The 19,045-nt window shown below is 63.2% G+C and carries 21 protein-coding genes; 14 read left to right on the top strand and 7 right to left on the bottom strand.

Going from position 1 to position 19,045, the window contains the following annotated elements; all coding sequences use genetic code 11:
- Nucleotides 1–69 precede the first annotated feature (69 nt).
- The 5 genes from pxpA (at nucleotide 70) to QMK31_RS12390 (ending at nucleotide 4,414) form a co-directional block, all read left to right on the top strand.
- A complete protein-coding gene (gene pxpA, locus QMK31_RS12410; protein WP_283501256.1) occupies nucleotides 70–813 on the top strand; it encodes a 5-oxoprolinase subunit PxpA in 744 nt (247 codons plus the stop codon).
- A 73-nt stretch (nucleotides 814–886) separates the two neighbouring features.
- A complete protein-coding gene (locus tag QMK31_RS12405; RefSeq protein ID WP_283501255.1) occupies nucleotides 887–1,123 on the top strand; it encodes an acetyl-CoA carboxylase in 237 nt (78 codons plus the stop codon).
- A 90-nt stretch (nucleotides 1,124–1,213) separates the two neighbouring features.
- On the top strand, nucleotides 1,214–2,569 hold the full coding sequence (locus QMK31_RS12400) for an acetyl-CoA carboxylase biotin carboxylase subunit (RefSeq protein ID WP_283501254.1): 1,356 nt from the start codon (nucleotides 1,214–1,216) through the stop codon (nucleotides 2,567–2,569).
- On the top strand, nucleotides 2,566–3,459 hold the full coding sequence (locus tag QMK31_RS12395) for a 5-oxoprolinase subunit B family protein (protein WP_283501253.1): 894 nt from the start codon (nucleotides 2,566–2,568) through the stop codon (nucleotides 3,457–3,459). Before QMK31_RS12400 ends, QMK31_RS12395 begins: the two co-directional genes overlap by 4 nt.
- Nucleotides 3,449–4,414 (top strand): 5-oxoprolinase subunit C family protein, encoded by a 966-nt coding sequence (locus tag QMK31_RS12390; RefSeq protein ID WP_283501252.1) that lies wholly within the window; start codon nucleotides 3,449–3,451, stop codon nucleotides 4,412–4,414. The genes QMK31_RS12395 and QMK31_RS12390 overlap by 11 nt, the downstream gene beginning before the upstream one ends.
- Before the next feature lie 43 nt (nucleotides 4,415–4,457).
- On the opposite strand, the gene QMK31_RS12385 is transcribed toward QMK31_RS12390, so the two are convergent.
- Nucleotides 4,458–4,955, bottom strand: coding sequence for a nucleoside deaminase (locus QMK31_RS12385; protein WP_283501251.1), 498 nt, complete (start codon nucleotides 4,953–4,955; stop codon nucleotides 4,458–4,460).
- A 50-nt stretch (nucleotides 4,956–5,005) separates the two neighbouring features.
- On the bottom strand, nucleotides 5,006–5,566 hold the full coding sequence (locus tag QMK31_RS12380) for a CGNR zinc finger domain-containing protein (RefSeq protein ID WP_283501250.1): 561 nt from the start codon (nucleotides 5,564–5,566) through the stop codon (nucleotides 5,006–5,008).
- 79 nt (nucleotides 5,567–5,645) lie between these two features.
- Here QMK31_RS12380 and QMK31_RS12375 point away from each other — a divergent pair, with 79 nt between their 5' ends.
- From QMK31_RS12375 to QMK31_RS12360, 4 genes are read left to right on the top strand one after another with little or no spacing between them, the layout of a single operon-like run.
- The gene (locus QMK31_RS12375) at nucleotides 5,646–6,668 is read left to right on the top strand and encodes an EamA family transporter (protein ID WP_283501249.1); all 1,023 of its coding nucleotides are present in this window, start codon (nucleotides 5,646–5,648) and stop codon (nucleotides 6,666–6,668) included.
- 51 nt (nucleotides 6,669–6,719) lie between these two features.
- A complete protein-coding gene (locus QMK31_RS12370; protein ID WP_283501248.1) occupies nucleotides 6,720–8,126 on the top strand; it encodes an APC family permease in 1,407 nt (468 codons plus the stop codon).
- Nucleotides 8,127–8,780 carry a YigZ family protein gene (locus tag QMK31_RS12365; protein WP_283501247.1) on the top strand — a complete coding sequence of 218 codons (654 nt, stop codon included), beginning with the start codon at nucleotides 8,127–8,129 and terminating at the stop codon, nucleotides 8,778–8,780.
- Nucleotides 8,781–8,825: 45 nt separating this feature from the next.
- The gene (locus QMK31_RS12360; protein ID WP_283501246.1) at nucleotides 8,826–9,857 is read left to right on the top strand and encodes an NADPH:quinone reductase; all 1,032 of its coding nucleotides are present in this window, start codon (nucleotides 8,826–8,828) and stop codon (nucleotides 9,855–9,857) included.
- 66 nt (nucleotides 9,858–9,923) lie between these two features.
- Here the strand turns inward: QMK31_RS12360 and QMK31_RS12355 are convergent, their stop codons facing one another.
- Nucleotides 9,924–11,780: a DEAD/DEAH box helicase gene (locus QMK31_RS12355; protein ID WP_283501245.1), complete on the bottom strand. Its 1,857-nt coding sequence runs from the start codon at nucleotides 11,778–11,780 to the stop codon at nucleotides 9,924–9,926.
- A 246-nt stretch (nucleotides 11,781–12,026) separates the two neighbouring features.
- On the opposite strand from QMK31_RS12355, the gene QMK31_RS12350 reads away from it, so the two are divergent.
- Nucleotides 12,027–12,458, top strand: a complete 432-nt coding sequence (locus QMK31_RS12350; protein ID WP_283501244.1) for a VOC family protein — start codon at nucleotides 12,027–12,029, stop codon at nucleotides 12,456–12,458.
- 74 nt (nucleotides 12,459–12,532) lie between these two features.
- Entirely contained in the window at nucleotides 12,533–12,775 is a 243-nt protein-coding gene (locus QMK31_RS12345; protein WP_283501243.1) for a toxin-antitoxin system YwqK family antitoxin, read from the top strand.
- On the opposite strand, the gene QMK31_RS12340 is transcribed toward QMK31_RS12345, so the two are convergent.
- Nucleotides 12,772–13,548: an alpha/beta fold hydrolase gene (locus QMK31_RS12340; RefSeq protein ID WP_283501242.1), complete on the bottom strand. Its 777-nt coding sequence runs from the start codon at nucleotides 13,546–13,548 to the stop codon at nucleotides 12,772–12,774. The genes QMK31_RS12345 and QMK31_RS12340 overlap by 4 nt on opposite strands.
- Nucleotides 13,549–13,689: 141 nt before the next feature.
- Here QMK31_RS12340 and QMK31_RS12335 point away from each other — a divergent pair, with 141 nt between their 5' ends.
- Both QMK31_RS12335 and QMK31_RS12330 read left to right on the top strand, forming a co-directional pair.
- Nucleotides 13,690–14,319: a phosphoribosyltransferase gene (locus tag QMK31_RS12335; protein WP_283501241.1), complete on the top strand. Its 630-nt coding sequence runs from the start codon at nucleotides 13,690–13,692 to the stop codon at nucleotides 14,317–14,319.
- A gap of 276 nt (nucleotides 14,320–14,595) precedes the next feature.
- Entirely contained in the window at nucleotides 14,596–14,997 is a 402-nt protein-coding gene (locus QMK31_RS12330) for an ankyrin repeat domain-containing protein (RefSeq protein ID WP_283501240.1), read from the top strand.
- 54 nt (nucleotides 14,998–15,051) lie between these two features.
- Here QMK31_RS12330 and QMK31_RS12325 read toward each other — a convergent pair whose 3' ends face one another.
- From QMK31_RS12325 to QMK31_RS12315, 3 genes are all read right to left on the bottom strand, one after another.
- Nucleotides 15,052–15,606, bottom strand: a complete 555-nt coding sequence (locus QMK31_RS12325; protein WP_283501239.1) for a hypothetical protein — start codon at nucleotides 15,604–15,606, stop codon at nucleotides 15,052–15,054.
- Nucleotides 15,607–15,846: 240 nt separating this feature from the next.
- A complete protein-coding gene (locus tag QMK31_RS12320) occupies nucleotides 15,847–16,701 on the bottom strand; it encodes a 3-methyladenine DNA glycosylase (RefSeq protein ID WP_283501238.1) in 855 nt (284 codons plus the stop codon).
- A 39-nt stretch (nucleotides 16,702–16,740) separates the two neighbouring features.
- Nucleotides 16,741–17,343: a helix-turn-helix domain-containing protein gene (locus tag QMK31_RS12315; RefSeq protein ID WP_283501237.1), complete on the bottom strand. Its 603-nt coding sequence runs from the start codon at nucleotides 17,341–17,343 to the stop codon at nucleotides 16,741–16,743.
- 207 nt (nucleotides 17,344–17,550) lie between these two features.
- Between QMK31_RS12315 and QMK31_RS12310 the strand changes: the two genes are divergently transcribed.
- Entirely contained in the window at nucleotides 17,551–18,819 is a 1,269-nt protein-coding gene (locus QMK31_RS12310; protein ID WP_283501236.1) for an NAD(P)/FAD-dependent oxidoreductase, read from the top strand.
- The last annotated feature ends 226 nt before the right edge of the window (nucleotides 18,820–19,045 follow it).

The raw sequence follows: 19,045 nt of genomic DNA, 5'->3' as shown, positions 1-19,045 counted from the left end.
CAAAGTTTTCTGCAACCTTAGTGCAACTGCCTACTGGGCGGGAGCGCGCGTGCCCCGTACCGTGGACACATGGACGACGTGCGTACCAACTCGAACATTACGATTAATTCCGACATGGGCGAGTCCCTCGGCATTCACAGTTTTGGCAATGACGAGCCACTGATGAGCCTGATCGACATTGCCAACGTCGCCTGCGGCTTTCACTCCGGAGACCCCGACGTGATGGATACGACGGTGGCGCTCGCCAAGGAGCACGGCGTGCGTGTGGGGGCCCATCCCGGATTGCCCGACCTGGTCGGGTTCGGACGCCGAGAGATGAAACTGACGCCGGATGAGGTGGAGTCTCTTATTCGCTACCAGGTAGGAGCACTCGTGGCCTTCCTCGGTAAGTACGACCTGCCGCTGAATCACATCAAGCCGCACGGTTCGCTGTTTGGCATGCTGGCGCGCGACGATGCCCTGATGCAGGGTGCCGTCAACGTTGCCAAGTCGTACGATGTGCCGCTGTTCGGCATCGCCGGGAGTGCGCACCAGCGCGTTGCCGACAGCAGTGGCGCGAAATTTGTGGGCGAGTTGTATGTGGATCTCGACTACAACGCCGCTGGTGGTCTCATCATTCTGCGGCGCCCGGAACAGACCGACCCGGACCGGGCGTGTGAACGTGTGCGACGCGTGCTCGAGGACGGTACAGTCCTGGCCGAAGACGGCACCGTTCTTAACATTGATTTCGGTAGTATTTGCGTGCATTCAGACGCACCGAACTCGCCTGCTGTTGCCAGGGCGGTCGCGGGAGCGCTCGGCCGCAACCTATAAAGCAACAGCTGTGCCGAGAACTTTTCACCCACATGGCGTGAATTCACGTCGACCTTCCGACGAAAGTGAACCTATGAGCCACCAGATCATTTCTCCGCTTCCCGGCATTTTTTATCGCAAGCCCGGCCCAGGCAAGGAGCCCTACGTGAACGAAGGCGACACGGTGTCAGCCGGACAGACCGTTGGTCTCGTCGAGATCATGAAGCAGTTCAGCGAGGTACGAGCCGAATTCGATGGCAAGTTGGAAAGATTCGAAATTGAAGATTTCGGAGTCGTCAACCCCGGTGATGTTATAGCCATCACGTCGTAGCAATCACGTATACACGTAGTAGTCCCTCCCTGCCCCCCCCCGGCATCCACCCGCCTTTCCAACGTTTCACTCGACTCACTGGAAGACTCCATGCAGAAACTTCTTATTGCTAACCGCGGCGAAATAGCCGTTCGCATCATTCGCACCGCCCGAGAAATGGGCATCACCACCGTGGCGGTGGTGAGCGAGGCTGATAAATCGTCCTTTGCCGCTGACCTCGCCGATGAGGTCATTATTATCGGTCCGGCACCGGCCGGCCTCAGCTACCTCAACCACGAAGCGATACTGAAGGCAGCACTCGACAGCGGCGCTGACTCCGTGCACCCCGGCTACGGTTTTCTCTCGGAGAACGCAGAGTTCGCGCGAAAGGTTATCGAGTCGGGGCTGACCTGGGTCGGCCCGTCGCCGCAATCTATCGAACTCATGGGTGACAAATCCCGGGCCCGCCGAGCTGCCATCGATGCCGGCGTACCAACCCTTCCCGGCACCGAGTCCGCCCTGCAGGAGGGCGACGATTTAGAGGCGATCGCCGCCGAAATCGGCTTTCCACTGGTCGTCAAGGCGAGCGCCGGTGGGGGTGGGCGTGGCATCCGTTTGGTGGAAGACCCAGCCCAACTGCGTGGCATCGTGGAAATTGCCCAAGCCGAGGCGCTGGGTGCGTTCAACTCCTCAGACGTGTACTTCGAAAAGTTCGTCACCAACGCTCGACACGTTGAGGTGCAGATTCTTGGCGACGGTGATACCTACGTGCACCTCGGCGATCGAGACTGCTCGATGCAGCGCCGGCAACAGAAAATTCTGGAAGAAGCCCCCGCTCCCGGGCTGCCCGACGCTGTGCGAGAGCGGATGCGCGAAACTTCGGTGCAACTGGCCCGCCAGGCGAATTATGTGGGCGTTGGCACCGTGGAATTTCTCTACGACCCGACCAGCCATGAAGTGGCGTTCATCGAGATGAATACACGCATTCAGGTGGAGCACACCATTACCGAGGCCATCACCGGCCTCGACCTGGTGCGGGAACAATTGCGCATCGCCGCGGGCGAAAAGCTCGCTCTCACTCAGGATGACATCCAGTTTTCAGGGCACGCCCTTGAATTTCGCATCAATGCCGAGGACCCCGATAACAAGTTCATGCCGAGCCCCGGCCTGATCAAAACCATGCACCTGCCCGGGGGAGCCGGGGTGAGATCCGACTTCGGCTTTATTGCGGGCAAGACGGTGGCGCCATTTTATGACTCCCTACTCGGCAAAATCATCGTCTGGGCACCCACGCGAGAGCTGGCCATCGCCCGGGCCGAACGCGCACTCGACGAAGCGTCAATAGACGGCGTGCGCACCACCATCGGCTTGCTCTCCTCCCTTGTCACCTTGCAGGACTTCGCCGAGGTTAAGCACCACACCAAATACATCGAATCCTTTCTCGACGCGTTGGGAGCTAAAGAATGAAGCAGCAGACCACGGCCCGCTATACCTGGGGCGGCGACGAATTCTTGTTCGTCGAAATCGCGGAAGGCATGTCCCTGGAAGCAAACTTCATCTCGAACAGTATCGCCAATGCGCTCGAGGCCAGGGGCCTTTCTGGCATCGTGGATATCTGCCCGGCCAACGCGTCGTTGCTGGTGCGGTTCGACCCCGACGTTCTGGACTGGCAGGAGCTTGAACGCACGGTGCGCGGTTGTGAAAGTGAGGTGCGGGCATCCAACGAACAGGTACTCCAGACCCGCATTATCGAAATACCCGTGTGGTACAACGACCCGTACACGAACGAAACGGGAGCACGGTTTCGGGAGGGCTATCACCAGCGGCCCGAAGGCAACGACCTGGATTATGCGGCCGAGGTGAATGGGCTGGCCGACGCCGAGGAGTTCATTAAACGACACCACGAGTCGCCGTGGCTGGTCTCCATGGTGGGGTTTGTGGCCGGCCTGCCGTTTCTCTACCAATTGGTTGACCGCGACCAGCAGCTCGAGGTACCCAAATATCTGAGCCCGCGCACCGACACCCCGCCCCTCACCGTGGGCTACGGCGGCTGCTTCAGCTGCATTTACTCGGTGCGAGGCGCTGGCGGCTACCAGATGTTCGGTGTCGCGGCCGCTCCTATTTTTGACCCGAGCCAGGCGCTGGAAGATTTCTCGGACTTCATGATCTTCTTCAAGCCGGGCGACATCGTAAAGTTCACCCCCATCGACGAGATCGGGTACGGTCGCATCCGCGCAGAGGTCGACGCCGGAACGTTTCGGTACCGGCAGGCACCGGTCGTTTTCGACCTGAAAGCGGCATTGGCCGACACCGAGGGCTATAACGCATCACTTCTGGAGGCACTCAATGGCGTTTAATATTCTCGAACCCGGTCTTTCCACCACGGTGCAGGACCAGGGTCGAATTGGCTACTACCGTTTCGGAATTCCACAGGGTGGCTCAATGGACCAATACGCTGCAACGCTGGCTAACCGCCTAGTCGGCAATACCGTGGCGGAAGCGGTGCTGGAGTGCACCTACATCGGTCCCAAACTGGTGACTGAAGCGGATGCCGTAATCGCCGTCACCGGCGCTCCCGTTGACATCTACGTGAACGGCGAAAGCGTGCCGGAGTACGAACGGGTGACGTTGAAAGCGGGAGACGAGCTAAAGTTTGGCGTGATCAAGGGCGGTACCAAGTACTTTATTGCCGTGCACGGCGGCATCGATGTGCCCGAGGTCCTCGGGTCGCGTTCCACGTATCCGATCGGTGCCATCGGCGGAATGGAGGGCCGCGCCATCGCTGTGGGGGACCGCGTGCCGGTGGGCGCCAGCATCGACAATGGCCTGGCCGAACTTAGCGCCATCGCAGAGGTCGACCGACCAGTGTATTCCAAAGACGTTAACGTGCGCGTGATGCTCGGGCTCTACGACCACAACCTGTCGGCGAATGGGCTCGACAGCCTGCTGAACAGCGAATGGGTGCTCACCCCGGTCGCCGACCGCATGGGGCTTCGCTACAGCGGACCCGGGGTGGAATGGAAAGACCGGAAACAGCCTTTTGGTGCCGGGCAGGACCCGTCAAACATCGTTGATGCGGGGTATGCCGTTGGTTCTATTCAGATTCCCGGCGGCACCCAGCCCATCATTCTGCACCGTGATGCTGTATCGGGTGGGGGATACGCCATGGTCGCCACGGTCATCTCCGCCGACATGGATCTCGTCGCTCGCTGTTCTCCGGGCACCAAGACTCGCTTCGTTGCCGTGACGATGGAGCAGGCGCTGGAAGCGCGGCAAAAGAACGCGGCGCGGGCCGCGAGAATCTGGTCGTAGCTGTTCTCGTATCCGACCCGTGCGGCGCCCGCGCCCGCGAGAGTTACCGCCGGGCATCCCAAAAGCCGGCGTGTACTTCGGCGGCCTCCGCGAGCAGGGCCGGCCCGGCCACGGTGATCGTATTGCTGCCGCGAGCAAAGACCTCGCGACACGGCAGGTTCAGGGTTGCCGCGCCGTCCTGACTGGGGACCATGGCGGCAAGTTCTTCTCCGGGTAGCGCATAGACCACCCGACCGATGCCAGCCCAGTAGATAGCCCCGGAACACATGGCGCAGGGTTCCGCGCTCGTGTAGAGCGTGCTCGATTGCAGGGCGTCACGAGCCAGGAGGGTCGCAGCAATGCGCACCAGGTTGGTCTCGGCATGACCGGTGGGATCGCCGAGGGTGACGACGGTGTTCTGGCCTTCAATGATGATGTCTTCGCCGCTGACCAAAATGGCCCCAAACGGATGATTGCCCACCTCTCGAGCGGCACGAGCCACGTCGATGGCGTGGCGAAGATGGGTTTCATCGGTGCTTGAGACGGTGCTGGGGTCGGTCATAATCGTCACTTTCTCCAGTGGGGCAAAAGGTTAAGCCTAACCGCACCCGGTCAGCTGGGCGTGTCAACGGCCTGCCGCCCGCGAAACGCGATCATGTTCATGCGGTTGCCGCAGCGTACGCTACAAAAACGCTTGGATCCATTGCGGGAGAGGTCGAGCAGAAGGCCAGCGCAGTCATCCGCTTCGCAGATTCGAAGCCGGCCCATCTCATCGCTGCGAATGACGTCGATGAGTGCGAGCGCTGCCTCGACCCGCATGCGCTCGCCGAGGGGAGCATCCGACACGGTGGCATGAAGGTGCCAGTCCGACGCATCGTGGCGCGCGAGTTGGGGAAGCGCCTTGGCCTCACGCAGAATGCGGTTGACCTCGGTCACGGCGTCGTCCCGGTTCAGGCTCCAGATTTGGCGCACCAGGGCACGGGTCTGCCGCACGTCGCGCAATTCGGCAGCGTCGCCGTCGACGCGACCGGTGAAGGGAATGGGGGAGTGCAGGGCCGCGAGATCGGCGAGCGTCGTAAGCTCATCGCGTGCGCTGCGAGAAGCAGCGGCGTCGGTGTTGCCCAGTCGCACCACGAACTCCAACGCCTCCTCGGTGTCAGGGGCAAAATGCAAGTTGACTCCTTGTCAGCTGAGTCGTACTGTCAGTGTCATGGCCCAGTTTAGACCATGACGAAAGCGACGAAGGGACCTCATGAAGCTGGCATCTATTCCGGGCGGGCTGCTCGTCGCCGTTCTCGCGGCGGTATCTTTCGGCACCTCCGGAGCACTCGCTAAACCGATGCTCGAGGCCGGCTGGTCACCGACCGCTGCCGTCACCGCTCGCGCCCTCACCGCCGGCATCGTGCTATTGCCGATCGCGCTGTACTCCATGCGTGGTCGCTGGGCCGCCCTCTGGCTCGGGCGCTGGCGGGTGCTCGCCATGGGAATTATTGGTGTGGCCAGCACCCAGTTGGCCTATTTCGCGGCCCTACAAACCATCCCAGTCTCGACCGCGCTCTTGATCGAGTTTCTGGCCCCGCTCATTCTGGTCGGCTTTGTCTGGGTGACCACAAAACGGATGCCGCGCCGCACGGTTCTGCTCGGCTCGGCCCTCGCCGTGAGCGGCCTCGTGCTCGTGATCGGACCCGGCGCCATTCGAGCGGTTGATCCGGTGGGCGTTCTGTTCGCGTTTGGTGCCGCAGTCGCCTGTGCCGTGTTCTTCGTCGTGGCCGCACGGCCCGCGCAGGGCCTGCCGCCCATTGCCTTGGCGGCGTTTGGGCTCTTAGTTGGCGGCGGCGCACTCGGCTTGCTTGGTATCACTGGCCTGCTCCCCTTCACGGCAGCCTTCACCGACCTGTCGCTGCTCGGGGTGGTGACGCCTTGGTGGGTTTCCCTGCTCGCCCTCGCGGTCATCAGCACAGCCATCGCCTATGCGGCGGGCATCACCGCCGCCGGAATCCTCGGGTCGAGGCTGTCCTCGTTTGCGGGACTGCTCGAGGTGATCTTTGCGTCACTGTTTGCCTGGGTGCTGCTGGGCGAAATGCTCACGCCCCTGCAACTGCTCGGCGGACTGCTCATTTTGGGCGGCATCGCCGCCGTGGGGGAGGAGCGCGTGGAGTTGGCTGCCGAATCCCTGTTGCCAGACGAGCCAATGCAGCATGACGAGCATTCGCACGAGTCTGCGCTGCACGAGTCGACAACTGATGACCGAGGCATCCGTTCAACTTGGCCGTAGAGCGGCAGGCTCCTAAACTTGCAGGGTTGAGCCTCTAGTGAAGGGTTGCTCGTGCCCGACACTGTTGCATCGCCCGCTCGCCCACGCGGCAGCCGGTTTCGCCGGGTTTTCGCCTCGCGTGGCGTGCTGCTGGTAGCTTTTGCCTTCTCTGTTATGGCCGATCCGGTCTCGTCCGTCGCCTATGCCGTTGAGGCGGCCCTCCGAGCGCTCGGTGGCGATCTTTCGCTGCTGCTGGCCACGATGGGCCTGGTGGTGGCCATCATCACTCTCGTCATCGTGAACTATCGGCAGCTGATCGCGCGCTATCCCAAGGGTGGCGGTGCATCGGCTGCCGTCGGTGAAGCCTTCGGTGATGGCTGGTCGTTCATTCCGATCGGTGCCCTCGTGGTGGATTTTGTGCTGACGATCGCTGTGAGCGTCTCGGCCGGGGCATCGGCTGTGATCGCGTACTTTCCGCAGCTCGCGCCCTGGCGAATTGAAATAGCGGTGGGGCTGCTTCTTTTTGTCGGGTTCGCCACGCTGTTCGGGCACCTCGGGCGAATAATTTTCGCGGCGATGACGCTCACGTTTATCGCGCTGGCGGCCCTCGTCTTGCTGTACGGGCTTGGGGTGGCTCCACAGGATTCTGGAACCATCTCCGCGACCGCTCCCCACGTTCCGATTTTGGCCGTATTGCTGGCTTTTCCGGTTGCCATGGCGCTGGCTACCGGGGTGGAGGCCCCCTCGACGGCCATTGCCGAGCTTGCCGAACTCGACGATGCCGGCCGCAGGCGATTCGGTCGGCTCACACTGTGGCTGACGCTCGGTGTGGTCGGCACCATTACCATGGGGCTCGCCCTGGAGCTGGTTCACCTCAAGATTGGTATTCCGGGTGCGGATAGCACCCAAATTGCGGAGCTCGCCCGGGTGGCAGCACCGGCACCGCTCTTTGCCGCTTTTCAGCTGGCCACCGCCCTACTCCTGCTCGCGGCGGCAAGTTCTTCGTTTCAAGCGGGCCCGGGAATGCTCAAAGCGCTGGCACGGCATGAGCGATCCAATGGCCAACTCGTGGGGATTTTGCCCAAAGCCCTGGCCCGGACCAATAGCCGGCACACTCCCTTTTGGGGAGTGGCGCTCTTCACCGCGTTGGCTGTGACGATCACGATCATCGCCGGTGCGAGTGATCAGAAACTGGTCTTGTACTACGCGGTTGCGGTGTTCCTCAGCTTTCTGGGCGGACTGCTGGCGATGGCCAGATTCTCGTTTAAGGAGGGCCGACGCGCGTCCCTCGCACTGAACATGGTGGGCGCCATCGTCGTCTTGTTCACGCTCATCATGAATCTCTCGCGCGGGTTGCCGCTGATCAGCCTCGCGGCAGCCCTCATAGTCTCGCTCATCCTGCATCAAATTTGGGTGCGGGCCGGCCGACCAGAGGGCGTGCGGAGCGCAGCGGCCGCCACCACCGCGCAGAAATCCTAGATGCCAGACCTCACCCTGCACGGCGGCCTTGGCGCTCGCGTCGATGCTGAAATCGAGGTGAAACGATCCCGATTTCTGTGCCGGCTGGTGCGAACCGAGACAGAGGATGCCGCCCGCGCCGCGATAGACGACGCCCGCAAGGAGCACTGGAACGCCCGCCACCACTGCTCGGCCTTCGTACTCGGACCGGCAACAGCCTCCGACCAGGTGCGCCGTTCCAATGATGATGGGGAACCGTCGGGAACGGCCGGACGGCCCATGCTGGAGGCGTTGGCCGGGCGCGGTTTTGTGGACTGCGTGGCCGTCGTCAGTCGCTACTTCGGCGGCACCCTGCTCGGTGCTGGTGGCCTGGTGCGCGCCTACTCCGAGGCTGTTCTGACCGCGATCGATCTGGCCCATACCGGCGGATTGGTCGTGGCGCGCGAACGCCGCGAGCTGTTCTCGCTCGCGCTCTCCCATGCCGATGCCGGGCGCATTGAGGCCGAGTTGCGCCAGCGCGGAGTGCTGATTCTCGGCACAGACTATGGGCGCGAGGCCGTGCTGCACATTGCCGACGACGATGCCGAGCGTCTGGCGGCGACGGTTGCTCAGGTCACCGCTGGAGCCGCCAATTTGGAGCTTCGTGGCCACGAATGGGTCGACGTCGCGGTGTAGGGGCCGTGCGGGAAACATTTTGGTGGCCTCAACGTTGGCACCCGTATGAAGACAATTGTGTATCGCGAAACCGGTGACCCGTCTGTGCTGCACCTCGTGGATCGGCCGGCTAGTGAGCCAGGCGCCGGCGAGGTTCGGGTGCGTATTGTTGTGAGTGGGGTGAACCCGACCGACTGGAAGTCCAGGCGCGGTTCGGCCCCGGGCCAGGCGCTGGCATTTGCCGACATCGTACCCAACCAAGACGGCGCGGGCATTGTGGATGCTGTTGGTGCCGGAGTGTCCAACGTTGCAGTTGGCGATCGGGTCTGGCTGGCTCTCGCTGCCTACCAGCGTGCTGACAGCGGCACCGCCCAAGAGTTCGCCGTCTTGCCGGCAGAGCGCGTTTTTCTGTTGCCCTCCCCGGCCAGCTTCGACCAGGGAGCCAGCCTCGGCGTGCCGGCTATCACCGCCTATCGGGCGCTGACCGTGGCGGAGGACGGTCCAGGACGACTGCATCCAGGGGCTCTTGAGGGCAAAACCGTGCTCGTCGCCGGTGGTGCCGGCGCGGTCGGTCACGCCGCCATACAACTAGCACGCTGGGCGGGAGCAACCGTAATCACCACGGTGAGCGGTCCGGAGAAAGCGGCTCTCGCCTCAGCTGCCGGCGCCCAGCACGTACTCACCTACACCGATTCCGAGGTGGCGACTCTCATTCGCCGTATTGCTCCACACGGTGTGGACCTCATTGTGGAGGTGGCGCCGGCCCAGAACTCAGAGTTAGACCTCGCCGTGATTCGCAACCGCGGCTCCATTGCCGTGTATGCCAACAACGGTGGCGACGAGATGACACTCGACGTGCGCAAACACTTCAGCCTCAACGTGCGTTACCAGTTCGTCTTGCTCTACACCGTTGGCAGTGAGGTCGTGCAGCGGGCTGCTGCCAGCATTAATGAAGCCCTCATCGACGGCGCGCTGCCCGTTGGAGCGGATGCCGGACTACCGCTGCATCGCTTTGATCTCGCCCGCACAGCGGATGCCCATGCGCTGGTCGAAAGCGGCGTCACCGGAAAAGTCCTCATCGACGTTTCGACGCAATAACAACGGTGCCCGCTCGCAAAATGCCCCCTCGTCGAATTCGACGAGGGGGCATCACGGCTTGCGTTTTTAGTACTCGCGGCGTGGTGCGCGCGCCGGGCGGTCGCCCTGCTCGGCAGAGCGCGAGGCCCCACCCTTGTCAGCACGCAGCTCGATGAGTTTGCCGCTGATGCGGGTGTTCTCCAGCTTGGAGAACACATCATTGGACAGGTCAGCGGGCAGCTCAACCAGTGAGAACTCGGGCAGAATCTTGATGTGTCCGAAGTCGTCACGGCTCAGCCCGCCCTCATTGGCGAGGGCGCCAACGATCTGACGCGGTTCCACCTTATGACGCTTGCCCACCTCGATGCGGTACTGCGCCATTGGCTTGCCGCTGGAACGCACGGGGCGTTCGCTGCGCACCGGGCGGTCATCGCGGGCACTGTAGCTTCCGCGATCGTCGCGGCTGCTGCGGTCATCTCTATTAAAGCGGTCCGAACGGCCGCCACGGTCGGGACGGTCGCCGCGCTGCTCTGAACGCTCGACCCGCTCGTCGCGTTCGATGCGCTGTTGCGCCCGCACATCTTCGGCCGACAGCAGCAGGGGAGTTTCGCCCTGGGAGACCACGGCGAGGGCCGCAGCCACATCTACCTCGGGCACGTCGTGGTGGGACACGTAGTGAGCGATGATGTCGCGAAACTTGCTGATGCGGTCGGTCTCGTCGAGGGCCGCGGTGATGGCATCGTCGAAGCGGGTGAGGCGGGTCACGTTGACGTCCTCCACGCTCGGCAGCTGCATCTGGGTGAGCGGCTGACGGGTGGCCTTCTCAATCGCGGTGAGCAGGCGACGCTCGCGCGGGGTGACGAAGCTGATTGCTGCGCCGCTACGGCCGGCCCGCCCGGTGCGGCCGATGCGGTGCACGTAGGATTCGGTGTCGATGGGAATGTCGTAGTTGACCACGTGGCTGATGCGTTCCACGTCGAGGCCGCGCGCGGCGACATCCGTTGCGACCAATATGTCGAGCTTGCCGCTCTTGAGCTGGTTGATCGTGCGTTCCCGCTGCACCTGCTGCACGTCACCGTTGATCGCCATGGCGGAATAACCGCGTGCACGCAGCTTCTCGGCGAGCAACTCGGTCTCGTTCTTGGTGCGGGCGAAGATGATCATGCCCTCGAAGTTCTCGACCTCGAGAATGCGGGTAAGGGCATCCAGTTTCTGCGGGTACGACACCATTAGGTAGCGCTGGGTGGTGTTCGCGCTGGTCGTGGTCTTGCTCTTGACCGTGATTTCTTCGGGATCGTGCAGGTACTTCTTGGAGATGCGGCGAATCTGCGCCGGCATCGTGGCCGAGAAGAGCGCAACTTGCTTGTCGTCGGGGGTGTCGGCGAGAATAGTTTCGATGTCCTCGACGAAGCCCATGTTGAGCATCTCATCGGCCTCATCCAGCACCAGGAACTTTAGCTCCGAGAGGTCGAGGGTGCCCTTGGCGAGGTGGTCCATGATGCGACCGGGAGTACCGACGACGATGTGCACGCCGCGGCGCAACGCCGATAGTTGCTGGCCGTAACCCTGTCCGCCGTAAACCGGCAGCACGTGCACGCCGCGCATGTGGGCGGCGTACTTCTCGAATGCTTCACACACCTGCAGGGCGAGCTCACGCGTGGGCGCGAGCACGAGGGCCTGCGGGTTCTTCTGGGACAGGTCGAGCCGGTTCAGAATCGGCAGCGCGAACGCGGCCGTCTTGCCGGTACCGGTCTGGGCGAGTCCGACAACGTCCAGGCCCTCCAGTAGCGGGGGGATAGTGGCGGCCTGAATGGCCGAGGGGGTTTCGTAGCCGACGGCTTTGAGCGCCTTGAGCATGGCGTCGTTGAGCCCGAGATCGGCAAATGTCGTGGTTGCAGTGGCAGTGTCTGCCTCGTTCTGCGCTGTGGTGTCTGGTGCGGTCATAGTACAACGGTAGTCGAAGAGTTCGCCCGCGGCGTAAAGGCGGCTCCGCCGCACGCCAAAGCGGATGCCCGCGGTCGTGGCATCCGCTCGTGTACTGCGCTGGTCCGCCATGCGTCCGCCCCCCCTGGCGGTACGTGTTTGAGAAGTTCGCCCCTGTTTAAACCAGTGCCAACTTCTCAAACTCGTGCCACGAGAGGTATGCAGACAACTGACCCCAGGCTCAGGCCGGGCTGCAACACTCGTCTCATGGAACAACGCGTCAATTTCATCACCCTGGCCACGAGAGACCTCGAGGCCGTGCGCACCTTATACCGCGACGGCCTCGACTGGACGCCGTTCATCGACGTTCCCGGTGAGATCGTGTTCTTTCAGGTTGGGCCCGGGCTGATGCTGGGGCTGTTCGACGCCGAGAAGTTCGACGAAGACCTGCAGCGCGAACACACGACCACCGGCGCGACCGGCGTCACCCTCTCGCACAACGTCGAAAACCGTGACGAGGTCAGGGCAACGGTCGACGCGATGGCGGCGGCCGGTGGCACCGTGCTGAAACCCGCGCAGGATGGTGCGTTCGGCGGTATCTTTCACGCGCACGTTGCCGACCCGAACGGCATCATCTGGGAGATCGCGCACAACCCCGGCTGGCACGTTGATGACGACGGCACCGTTTCGTCCGCCTGACCAGCCAAAGACAGGCTGACCCACTCGAAAAGCCAAAGATAGGCTGACCCACTCGAAAAGACAGAGGAGACTCGATGCCCACGATGAAGGACAGCGCGCCCGATGGCGAACACTGCGAGTTCTACGCTGACGGCGGCGTCAAGGCCCGCGGCACCAAGGCCGCTGGCGAGCTCGACGGCTATTGGGAGTGGTTTCGCAAGGACGGCAGCAAGATGCGTTCCGGCAATTTCTCTCGCGGGGTGCAGGTGGGCGAATGGATCACCTACGACCGTTCATCCGAACCGGTCAAGGTGACCCGGATGAAGCCGCGGCGCTAAGCCGTCAGGAAGGCAATCGCCGCCTCGCGGAAGGGCCGCGATGTCGGCGCGTTGAAGTGATTGCGGCCCGGAATCTCAAAGAAACTGCCGTTCGGCGTGGCCTCGGCCAGGGCCCGCGAAGCATCCAGAATGCTGTCGTCGCTGCCGGTGGCGAACAACAGTGGCTGAGAGGGGGCGTTGGTCGGTCCGGGCTGCGGGCCGCCGCGCATGCCTTCTACGAGGGCGACCAGAGCGGCGAGATCGTTGCCCGGCAGGGCCTTCGCCATTGTGAGAAAGGCGCCGGTGAGGCGGTCGGTGACTTCCGCGCCGTGTTCGAGGTGGGCGCGGGCATCCGCTATCTGAAAGCGTTTGAGGGGGTCGCCGTCGGGGATGCCGCCGAGCACCGCGTGCGTAATGCGCCCGCCGAGCTCGCGGGCAGCCTGCCAGCCGACGCGGGCACCGAGGGAATAGCCGACGTAACGTACCTCCGTGACCAGGTAGGCATCGAGCACCGACTCGACGTCGCCGACGAGCAGTTCCATCGTGTAAGCCTCGGCTGAGTGTGGCTTGTCGCTTGCGCCGTGGCCGCGTTGGTCGATGCCGATCACGTGAAAGCCGGCCCGGGTCAGGTCGCGGGTCCAGCCGGTCGCGTGCCAGTTCGCGATCGCGCTCGACGCGAAGCCGTGCACCACGAGCACGGTCGGATGATCCGGGTCACCCAGCTCGTAGGTGGCTAGTTGCACCCCGTCGAGGGAGGGGACAAAACGATGCTCGGGGGCGCTTCGGTGCAACATCCCCCTATTTCACCACGGATGCTGCGTCATCGATTTTTCAGATTCGCTCGGGCTGCCCTTCCCGTAGCCCTGCGCGGAGACTATTCTGGGCCGCCACGCTGCGACTGGAAGCCGTAGCGTGACGGAGAGAACGGTGAGGTCGTGTTCGCTAATAGAGCGGATGCCGGGCGCCAGCTGGCCGCCCGGCTCGAGTACCTGCGACCCAGTGACCCCGTCGTCGTCGGGTTGCCGCGCGGGGGAGTCCCAGTGGCGTTCGAGGTGGCGCGGGCGCTGCACGCGCCGCTGGACGTCATCGTGGTGCGCAAGCTCGGCGTGCCCATTGCTCCTGAGGTGGCCATGGGAGCCATCGGAGAGGACGGTGTGCGGGTGCTTAACGACGACGTCCTCCGGCAGGTTGGCGTGAGCGCGGGGGAACTGAGCGCGGTCGAAGAGCGTGAACGGGCGCAACTCGAAGCCGGGGAAACCCTGTTGCGTGGCGGTCGATCCCGCGTCGAGCTGACCGGTCGGGTGGTGATCATCGTGGATGACGGTATCGCAACGGGTGCCACCGCGCGGGTCGCCTGCTTGGTGGCCCGACGGCTCGGCGCTGGCCGGGTGGTCGTGGCAGTCCCCGTTGCGCCAGCGGGTGCGGCGCTTCGTCTGGGCGCTGATGAGCTCGTCTGCGTGTTGGAACCGCCGCAGTTCTGGGCGGTGGGAGCACACTATCGGGACTTCAGAGCAACGACCGACGCCGAGGTGGTGGCGTTGCTCGCGGCGGGGATGGTCAGCTGACCGGGAGCAGGGCGGATTGCACGATGACGACGCCGTGACCGTGTGCCGAACACGGCGTCGGTGCCCCAGGTTTCCCTCGACGCCGTTTCAGAATGCCGCGCCGGCGACCAATCCCAACCGAGAATCGTGGGGCCGCTGCACTGCGGCGGGTAAGACTCCCTAATCGGGCCCGGGCAGAGTTGCGGCTCGGCGTCGCCCTGGTGCAAGACCGTGCCCTGGTCGACCAGGTCGTCGCCGGTTACGCTGGACAAACGGTTTAGCGAGCGGGAGCAGTCAGTGAACGAGAACACATCCGGGCCTAGCCCGCAGGTCATCGAGGGCGTATTCGACCTCGCCCGCGACGGCCTGACCGGCCCGCTCGGCGAGATGATCGACGCGGGGGTCCCCATCGACACGCTCAACCCCCGCGGAGACACGCTGTTGATCGTCGCGGCCTATCAGCAGCACCCAGAGACCGTCGCAGAGCTGCTGCGGCGCGGGGCGGACGCATCCGCTATTAATGCGATGGGCCAAACTGCCATCTCCTGCGCGGTTTTTCGCAACAATGAGGCTATTTTGCGATTGCTCCTTGAAGCGGATGTCGACCCTCGCCTCGGCACGCACAGTGGTGTTGCCATCGCCGACCAGTTCGGGCTGCCGCGCATGCGCGAGGTCATCGAGTCGTTCCCGCGCGACTGACAGCCAGGAAGGGCGCCTCCCGAGGGGAGACGCCCTGTCTTTTAGTCGGTTTGGTTAGCGACCAAGTCCGAGTCCGACGTCGCCAAGAACGTCGTTGACGATCGAGTCGACTGAACCGTCGATGTCGTCGACATCAACGCCGCCGACATCGGTGCCAACGTCGGTGCCATTGCCGGCGTCGACCGGAGCGGTGACGGGAGCCTCGATGGGCGCGACGACATCGTTGCCGTTGCCGACGGACGCGCCGTTGCCGACCTCATTGCCGGACGCAACATCACCGATATCGCTCGTGAGCGAGTCCTCAACCAGCGGGCCGTTGACGATGCCGCCGTTCGCGACCCCGCCGAGCGAGGTGTCGTTGCCGAGCACCCCGTTGCCGGTCGAGTCGTTGCCGGAGAGGTTGAACAGGTCGCCGATGACGTCGAGGCGGTTCTGCTCCGAAGAACTGTCCGTGGAGGTATTGCTGCTCGTGGTGCTGCTGGTGCGGTCGCCGTCGAAAGCCTGGGCGGGAGCGGCGAAGCCACCGATAATGAGAGCGGATGCCGCGGCGCCGGTGATTCCCAGCGCGGTGATCTTGCGAATGTTTGTGTGCTTCGTGATCTTGTTCATGAGAGCTCCTATTCGTTGTTCTGTTCCAGCCCGATGTTTATTCGGGCCGCACAGATGGTCCGGAGCCCCGGCTCATCCGGTTTGGTCGGTGCACCCTAAATGGGTGTCAAGGATCGATTTTGGCGGGCACCATGCGCGTTACGACACGAGCAGATCGCCGCCACGAGAGGCATTCAGGGGTAGCGGTGGTGAAACCTGAGAAGAGACCGGCAACCCGCACAGTCAACCGGGCGCGCTTCTCTAAGCCAGCAGGTCAACGACGCGGTCGCGCAACAGATTGCTGCGCTCGGTGAAACCGCGCTGACGGCGCACATACTCGGCTTTGCCGGTGGCAGTCTCGACCGCAACGGGCGCGTAGCCCCACTCGCTCAAGTCATAGGGGGAGGCCTCCATATCGAGGGTGCGTATGTCGCGCGCGAGCTCGAAGGAGTCGAGCAGGACCTCGCCGGGAACCAGCGGGCCGAGCTTGATCACCCACTTGTAGATGTCCATGCCGGCGTGCAGGCAGCCGGGCTGTTCCAAAAGCGGCTGGTTCTCCCTCGACGGCTGCAGCTGGTTCAACGGACTCGCTGCGGGCGTGAAGAACCGGAACGCATCGAAGTGACTGCAGGCCACGCGGTTGCCGTCGACGACGGCGTCGGTGTCGCCCTGGCCGAGGCGCAACGGCGCGACGTGGCGGTGCTCGCCCTGCCGATAAACCATCGCCCATTCGTGCAATCCAAAGCACCCGAAGTGGGCGGGGCGTTGCCGGGTCGCCGACAGCAATGAACCGATGAAGTGAATGACGCGCTCATTCTTTACGGAGAAGGCGGCGGCATCCACTTGGCTGTCGTTACCCGTGGTGGCGTACCACTTCCAGTTCGCGCGGGGCTCGGTGGCGGCGCTCTGCAGCAGCACGCCAGCGCCGGGATGCCAGCGGCGCAACAAACCCGGACGGAATGGGTAGTAGGTAAACAGAAAATCGTCGACCGGATGCGTTTGGCCGGTTGCCGCGCGCTCGCGGCGGCCGCGGGTGAACGCGTCGGCTCGTTCCTCGTGGGCCCGCTCAAGGGCCCGCCATGCGGTTGACCCGAGTACTCGGGCCTGCTCAGTCATTGGCAGTTGCACCCGTCGACACTACGCCTGCAACCTTTGTCACTCGTTGGATTGCACGGGCGGTGAGATCACCCAGAGAATTTCCATGGGAGTGCTGCCAGAATTGCGCACACGATGCGGGACCGACGAGAGATACTCCATGGAGTCGCCCTCTTCCAGTACGTGTTCTTCGGCGCCGACCTCCATGGTGGCCGTACCCTTCACTATCAGCACGAACTCTTGCGAGTTGCCGTGTGTCTTCTTGGCGGGAAAGTTGGCCACGCCGGGCTGCAAATGCCCGTTGTATACCTCAAACGAGGCGAACGGCCGACGGGTGAGGATGTACTCTAAATGGTTGCCGTCGCCGGCAAGGAGGGGGCGATCCGCCTTGCGGAGCGGAGCGTGGATGCGCATCTCATCGCTGAACAACTGGCTGGAGGTCAGCCCCATGGCCCGCAGCACGGTGACAATGGTGTCTATGCGTGGCGCGACGATATTGCGTTCGATCAGACTGATCGAGCTGGCGCTGATGCCGCTGAGGGCAGCCAGCCCGCGCACCGAAAGACCGCGACTCTTGCGAGCCTCGCGCATCCGAGCCCCCAGATCTATCGATCCGTCGCCGATTGGCCGGGTCTTCAGGGGCGCATCGGATTCGGGTGCCATTGGGTCTCCTGTGGGGGGAAGCAGGGTGAAGAGCTCGTTCGCTGCTGTGTATTATAACTTGCCTTTCTGTTGATCTAATGAGACAGCTTGTTTCATTTGAAAGTCGTTTCATTAATTGAACGCATATTGCATTAACTGCACAGTCTGTTTAGAGTCGAGAGGAGCCGCGCGACGGGCGAGCGCTCGGAGTTGACAACGGGAGCACTAATGCACACTGGCACGGGCGAAACTTCGACGGAAATCGGCATCATCGGTGGCGGCATCATGGGGCTGTGCACCGCCTACTTTTTGGAACGTGCTGGCCGCTCGGTGACCGTGCTCGAACGGGGCGCCCTGGGCGGCGGCGGGTCGCGGGGAAACGGCGGGCAGATCGTCTTCGCGAAGCCCCTGCCCGCCCCCGGCGCTGTGGAGAATGGCCTCAAGCATTTGTTCAGCAAGTCCGGCGCGTTCTACGTGCGCCCGCAGAGCTTCGTCAAAATGATTCCGTTCCTGCTGGGGTTCAGCCTTAGCTCGAGAGCATCGACGTACCGCGAGTCGCTGTTCAAGATGGACGAGTTGAATCGGCTGACCATGGGACTGTTCGACGAGATGAAGCTCGACGGCATAGGCACCGAGATCCAGGAGACGGGAAACCTGCGCTGCTTCGGTGACGAAAAATCTGCCGTCGCCGATCATGCCGCAGCCCTGACGCTTGCAGATCTGGAGCTGTCTCCGCGGCCGCGTGACCTCATGGCAGGCGAGACCTTAAGACGGTATGAGCCAGCGCTCGGCCAGGCGTCCCGCTGGGGCTTCGTGCAGCCCGGTCTGCGCTGGGGCGACCCGTCGTTGTTCGTTGACCAGCTGATCGCTCACCTGCGTGGTCGCGGCGTGCGGTTTCTCGAACAGAGCGAGGTCGAAACGGTTCGCGAAGAGGGTGACACCGTATCGGTGCGTCACGGCGATCGTACCTCGCGGTTCTCCAGGGTCGTCGTGACGGCCGGCCCCTGGTCGCGATCGCTGCTGCGCCCGATGGGAACCCGTATCAAGATGCAGCCCGGCATGGGATATAGCTTTTCGGTCGCCCCGAAGGTCATGCCGCGGCACACGGTCGTACTTGGCGACGCCCATGTCGGCGCCACGCCCATGGACGCCACCCGCCTGCGCATCGCCGGCACGATGGATTTCAGCGGCTCGTTCCGGGGAAGCCCCGCTGAAAAGATCGCTGCGATCGTGCAAAGTTCGAAGCCTTATCTTGCCGACCTGGACTGGGAAGCGCGCATCGAGGAATGGTCGGCACCCCGGCCGATGACCCCCGACGGCCTGCCGTACATCGGTTTCGTGCCTAATCGAAGCCGCATCGTACTCGCCTCGGGGCACAATATGCTCGGGTTCACGCTCGGTCCGGCCACGGGCTTTCGGGCTGCCCAATTGGTCACGGGAGAAATCACGCCGGCAACGATGGCCTCGTTCGCGCTGAAGCGTCGGATTGCCGTCTAGTAGCTCGTCGTTCTGCACCAGGTCCTCGTTTCGGCGGGGATTTTGGCATATCCGGGCCTCATTCGGAGATGAAAGTCGCACCCCGTGCGGTGGATTGGGTTGAGTGTTTCGGTCATTTTTCGACGACGTAAAATAATCAACGTTTTGATTGAGTATTCTGCACACTCTGTTTAGACTAATGAAAACTCTCCGGATGACGGCCGCACTGGTAGCTATCATCCGGCAT

The sequence above is a fragment of the Cryobacterium sp. PH31-O1 genome, from assembly GCF_030063455.1.
Lineage (GTDB): Bacteria > Actinomycetota > Actinomycetes > Actinomycetales > Microbacteriaceae > Cryobacterium.
This window is presented reverse-complemented; position numbering and strand designations above follow the sequence as displayed.

Coding starts and splice junctions, on each gene's coding strand:
- pxpA (WP_283501256.1), top strand. CDS start 70: ATGGACGACGTGCGTACCAACTCGAACATTACGATTAATTCCGACATG.
- QMK31_RS12405 (WP_283501255.1), top strand. CDS start 887: ATGAGCCACCAGATCATTTCTCCGCTTCCCGGCATTTTTTATCGCAAG.
- QMK31_RS12400 (WP_283501254.1), top strand. CDS start 1,214: ATGCAGAAACTTCTTATTGCTAACCGCGGCGAAATAGCCGTTCGCATC.
- QMK31_RS12395 (WP_283501253.1), top strand. CDS start 2,566: ATGAAGCAGCAGACCACGGCCCGCTATACCTGGGGCGGCGACGAATTC.
- QMK31_RS12390 (WP_283501252.1), top strand. CDS start 3,449: ATGGCGTTTAATATTCTCGAACCCGGTCTTTCCACCACGGTGCAGGAC.
- QMK31_RS12385 (WP_283501251.1), bottom strand. CDS start 4,955: ATGACCGACCCCAGCACCGTCTCAAGCACCGATGAAACCCATCTTCGC.
- QMK31_RS12375 (WP_283501249.1), top strand. CDS start 5,646: ATGAAGCTGGCATCTATTCCGGGCGGGCTGCTCGTCGCCGTTCTCGCG.
- QMK31_RS12365 (WP_283501247.1), top strand. CDS start 8,127: ATGCCAGACCTCACCCTGCACGGCGGCCTTGGCGCTCGCGTCGATGCT.
- QMK31_RS12360 (WP_283501246.1), top strand. CDS start 8,826: ATGAAGACAATTGTGTATCGCGAAACCGGTGACCCGTCTGTGCTGCAC.
- QMK31_RS12355 (WP_283501245.1), bottom strand. CDS start 11,780: ATGACCGCACCAGACACCACAGCGCAGAACGAGGCAGACACTGCCACT.
- QMK31_RS12350 (WP_283501244.1), top strand. CDS start 12,027: ATGGAACAACGCGTCAATTTCATCACCCTGGCCACGAGAGACCTCGAG.
- QMK31_RS12345 (WP_283501243.1), top strand. CDS start 12,533: ATGCCCACGATGAAGGACAGCGCGCCCGATGGCGAACACTGCGAGTTC.
- QMK31_RS12340 (WP_283501242.1), bottom strand. CDS start 13,548: ATGTTGCACCGAAGCGCCCCCGAGCATCGTTTTGTCCCCTCCCTCGAC.
- QMK31_RS12325 (WP_283501239.1), bottom strand. CDS start 15,606: ATGAACAAGATCACGAAGCACACAAACATTCGCAAGATCACCGCGCTG.
- QMK31_RS12320 (WP_283501238.1), bottom strand. CDS start 16,701: ATGACTGAGCAGGCCCGAGTACTCGGGTCAACCGCATGGCGGGCCCTT.
- QMK31_RS12315 (WP_283501237.1), bottom strand. CDS start 17,343: ATGGCACCCGAATCCGATGCGCCCCTGAAGACCCGGCCAATCGGCGAC.
- QMK31_RS12310 (WP_283501236.1), top strand. CDS start 17,551: ATGCACACTGGCACGGGCGAAACTTCGACGGAAATCGGCATCATCGGT.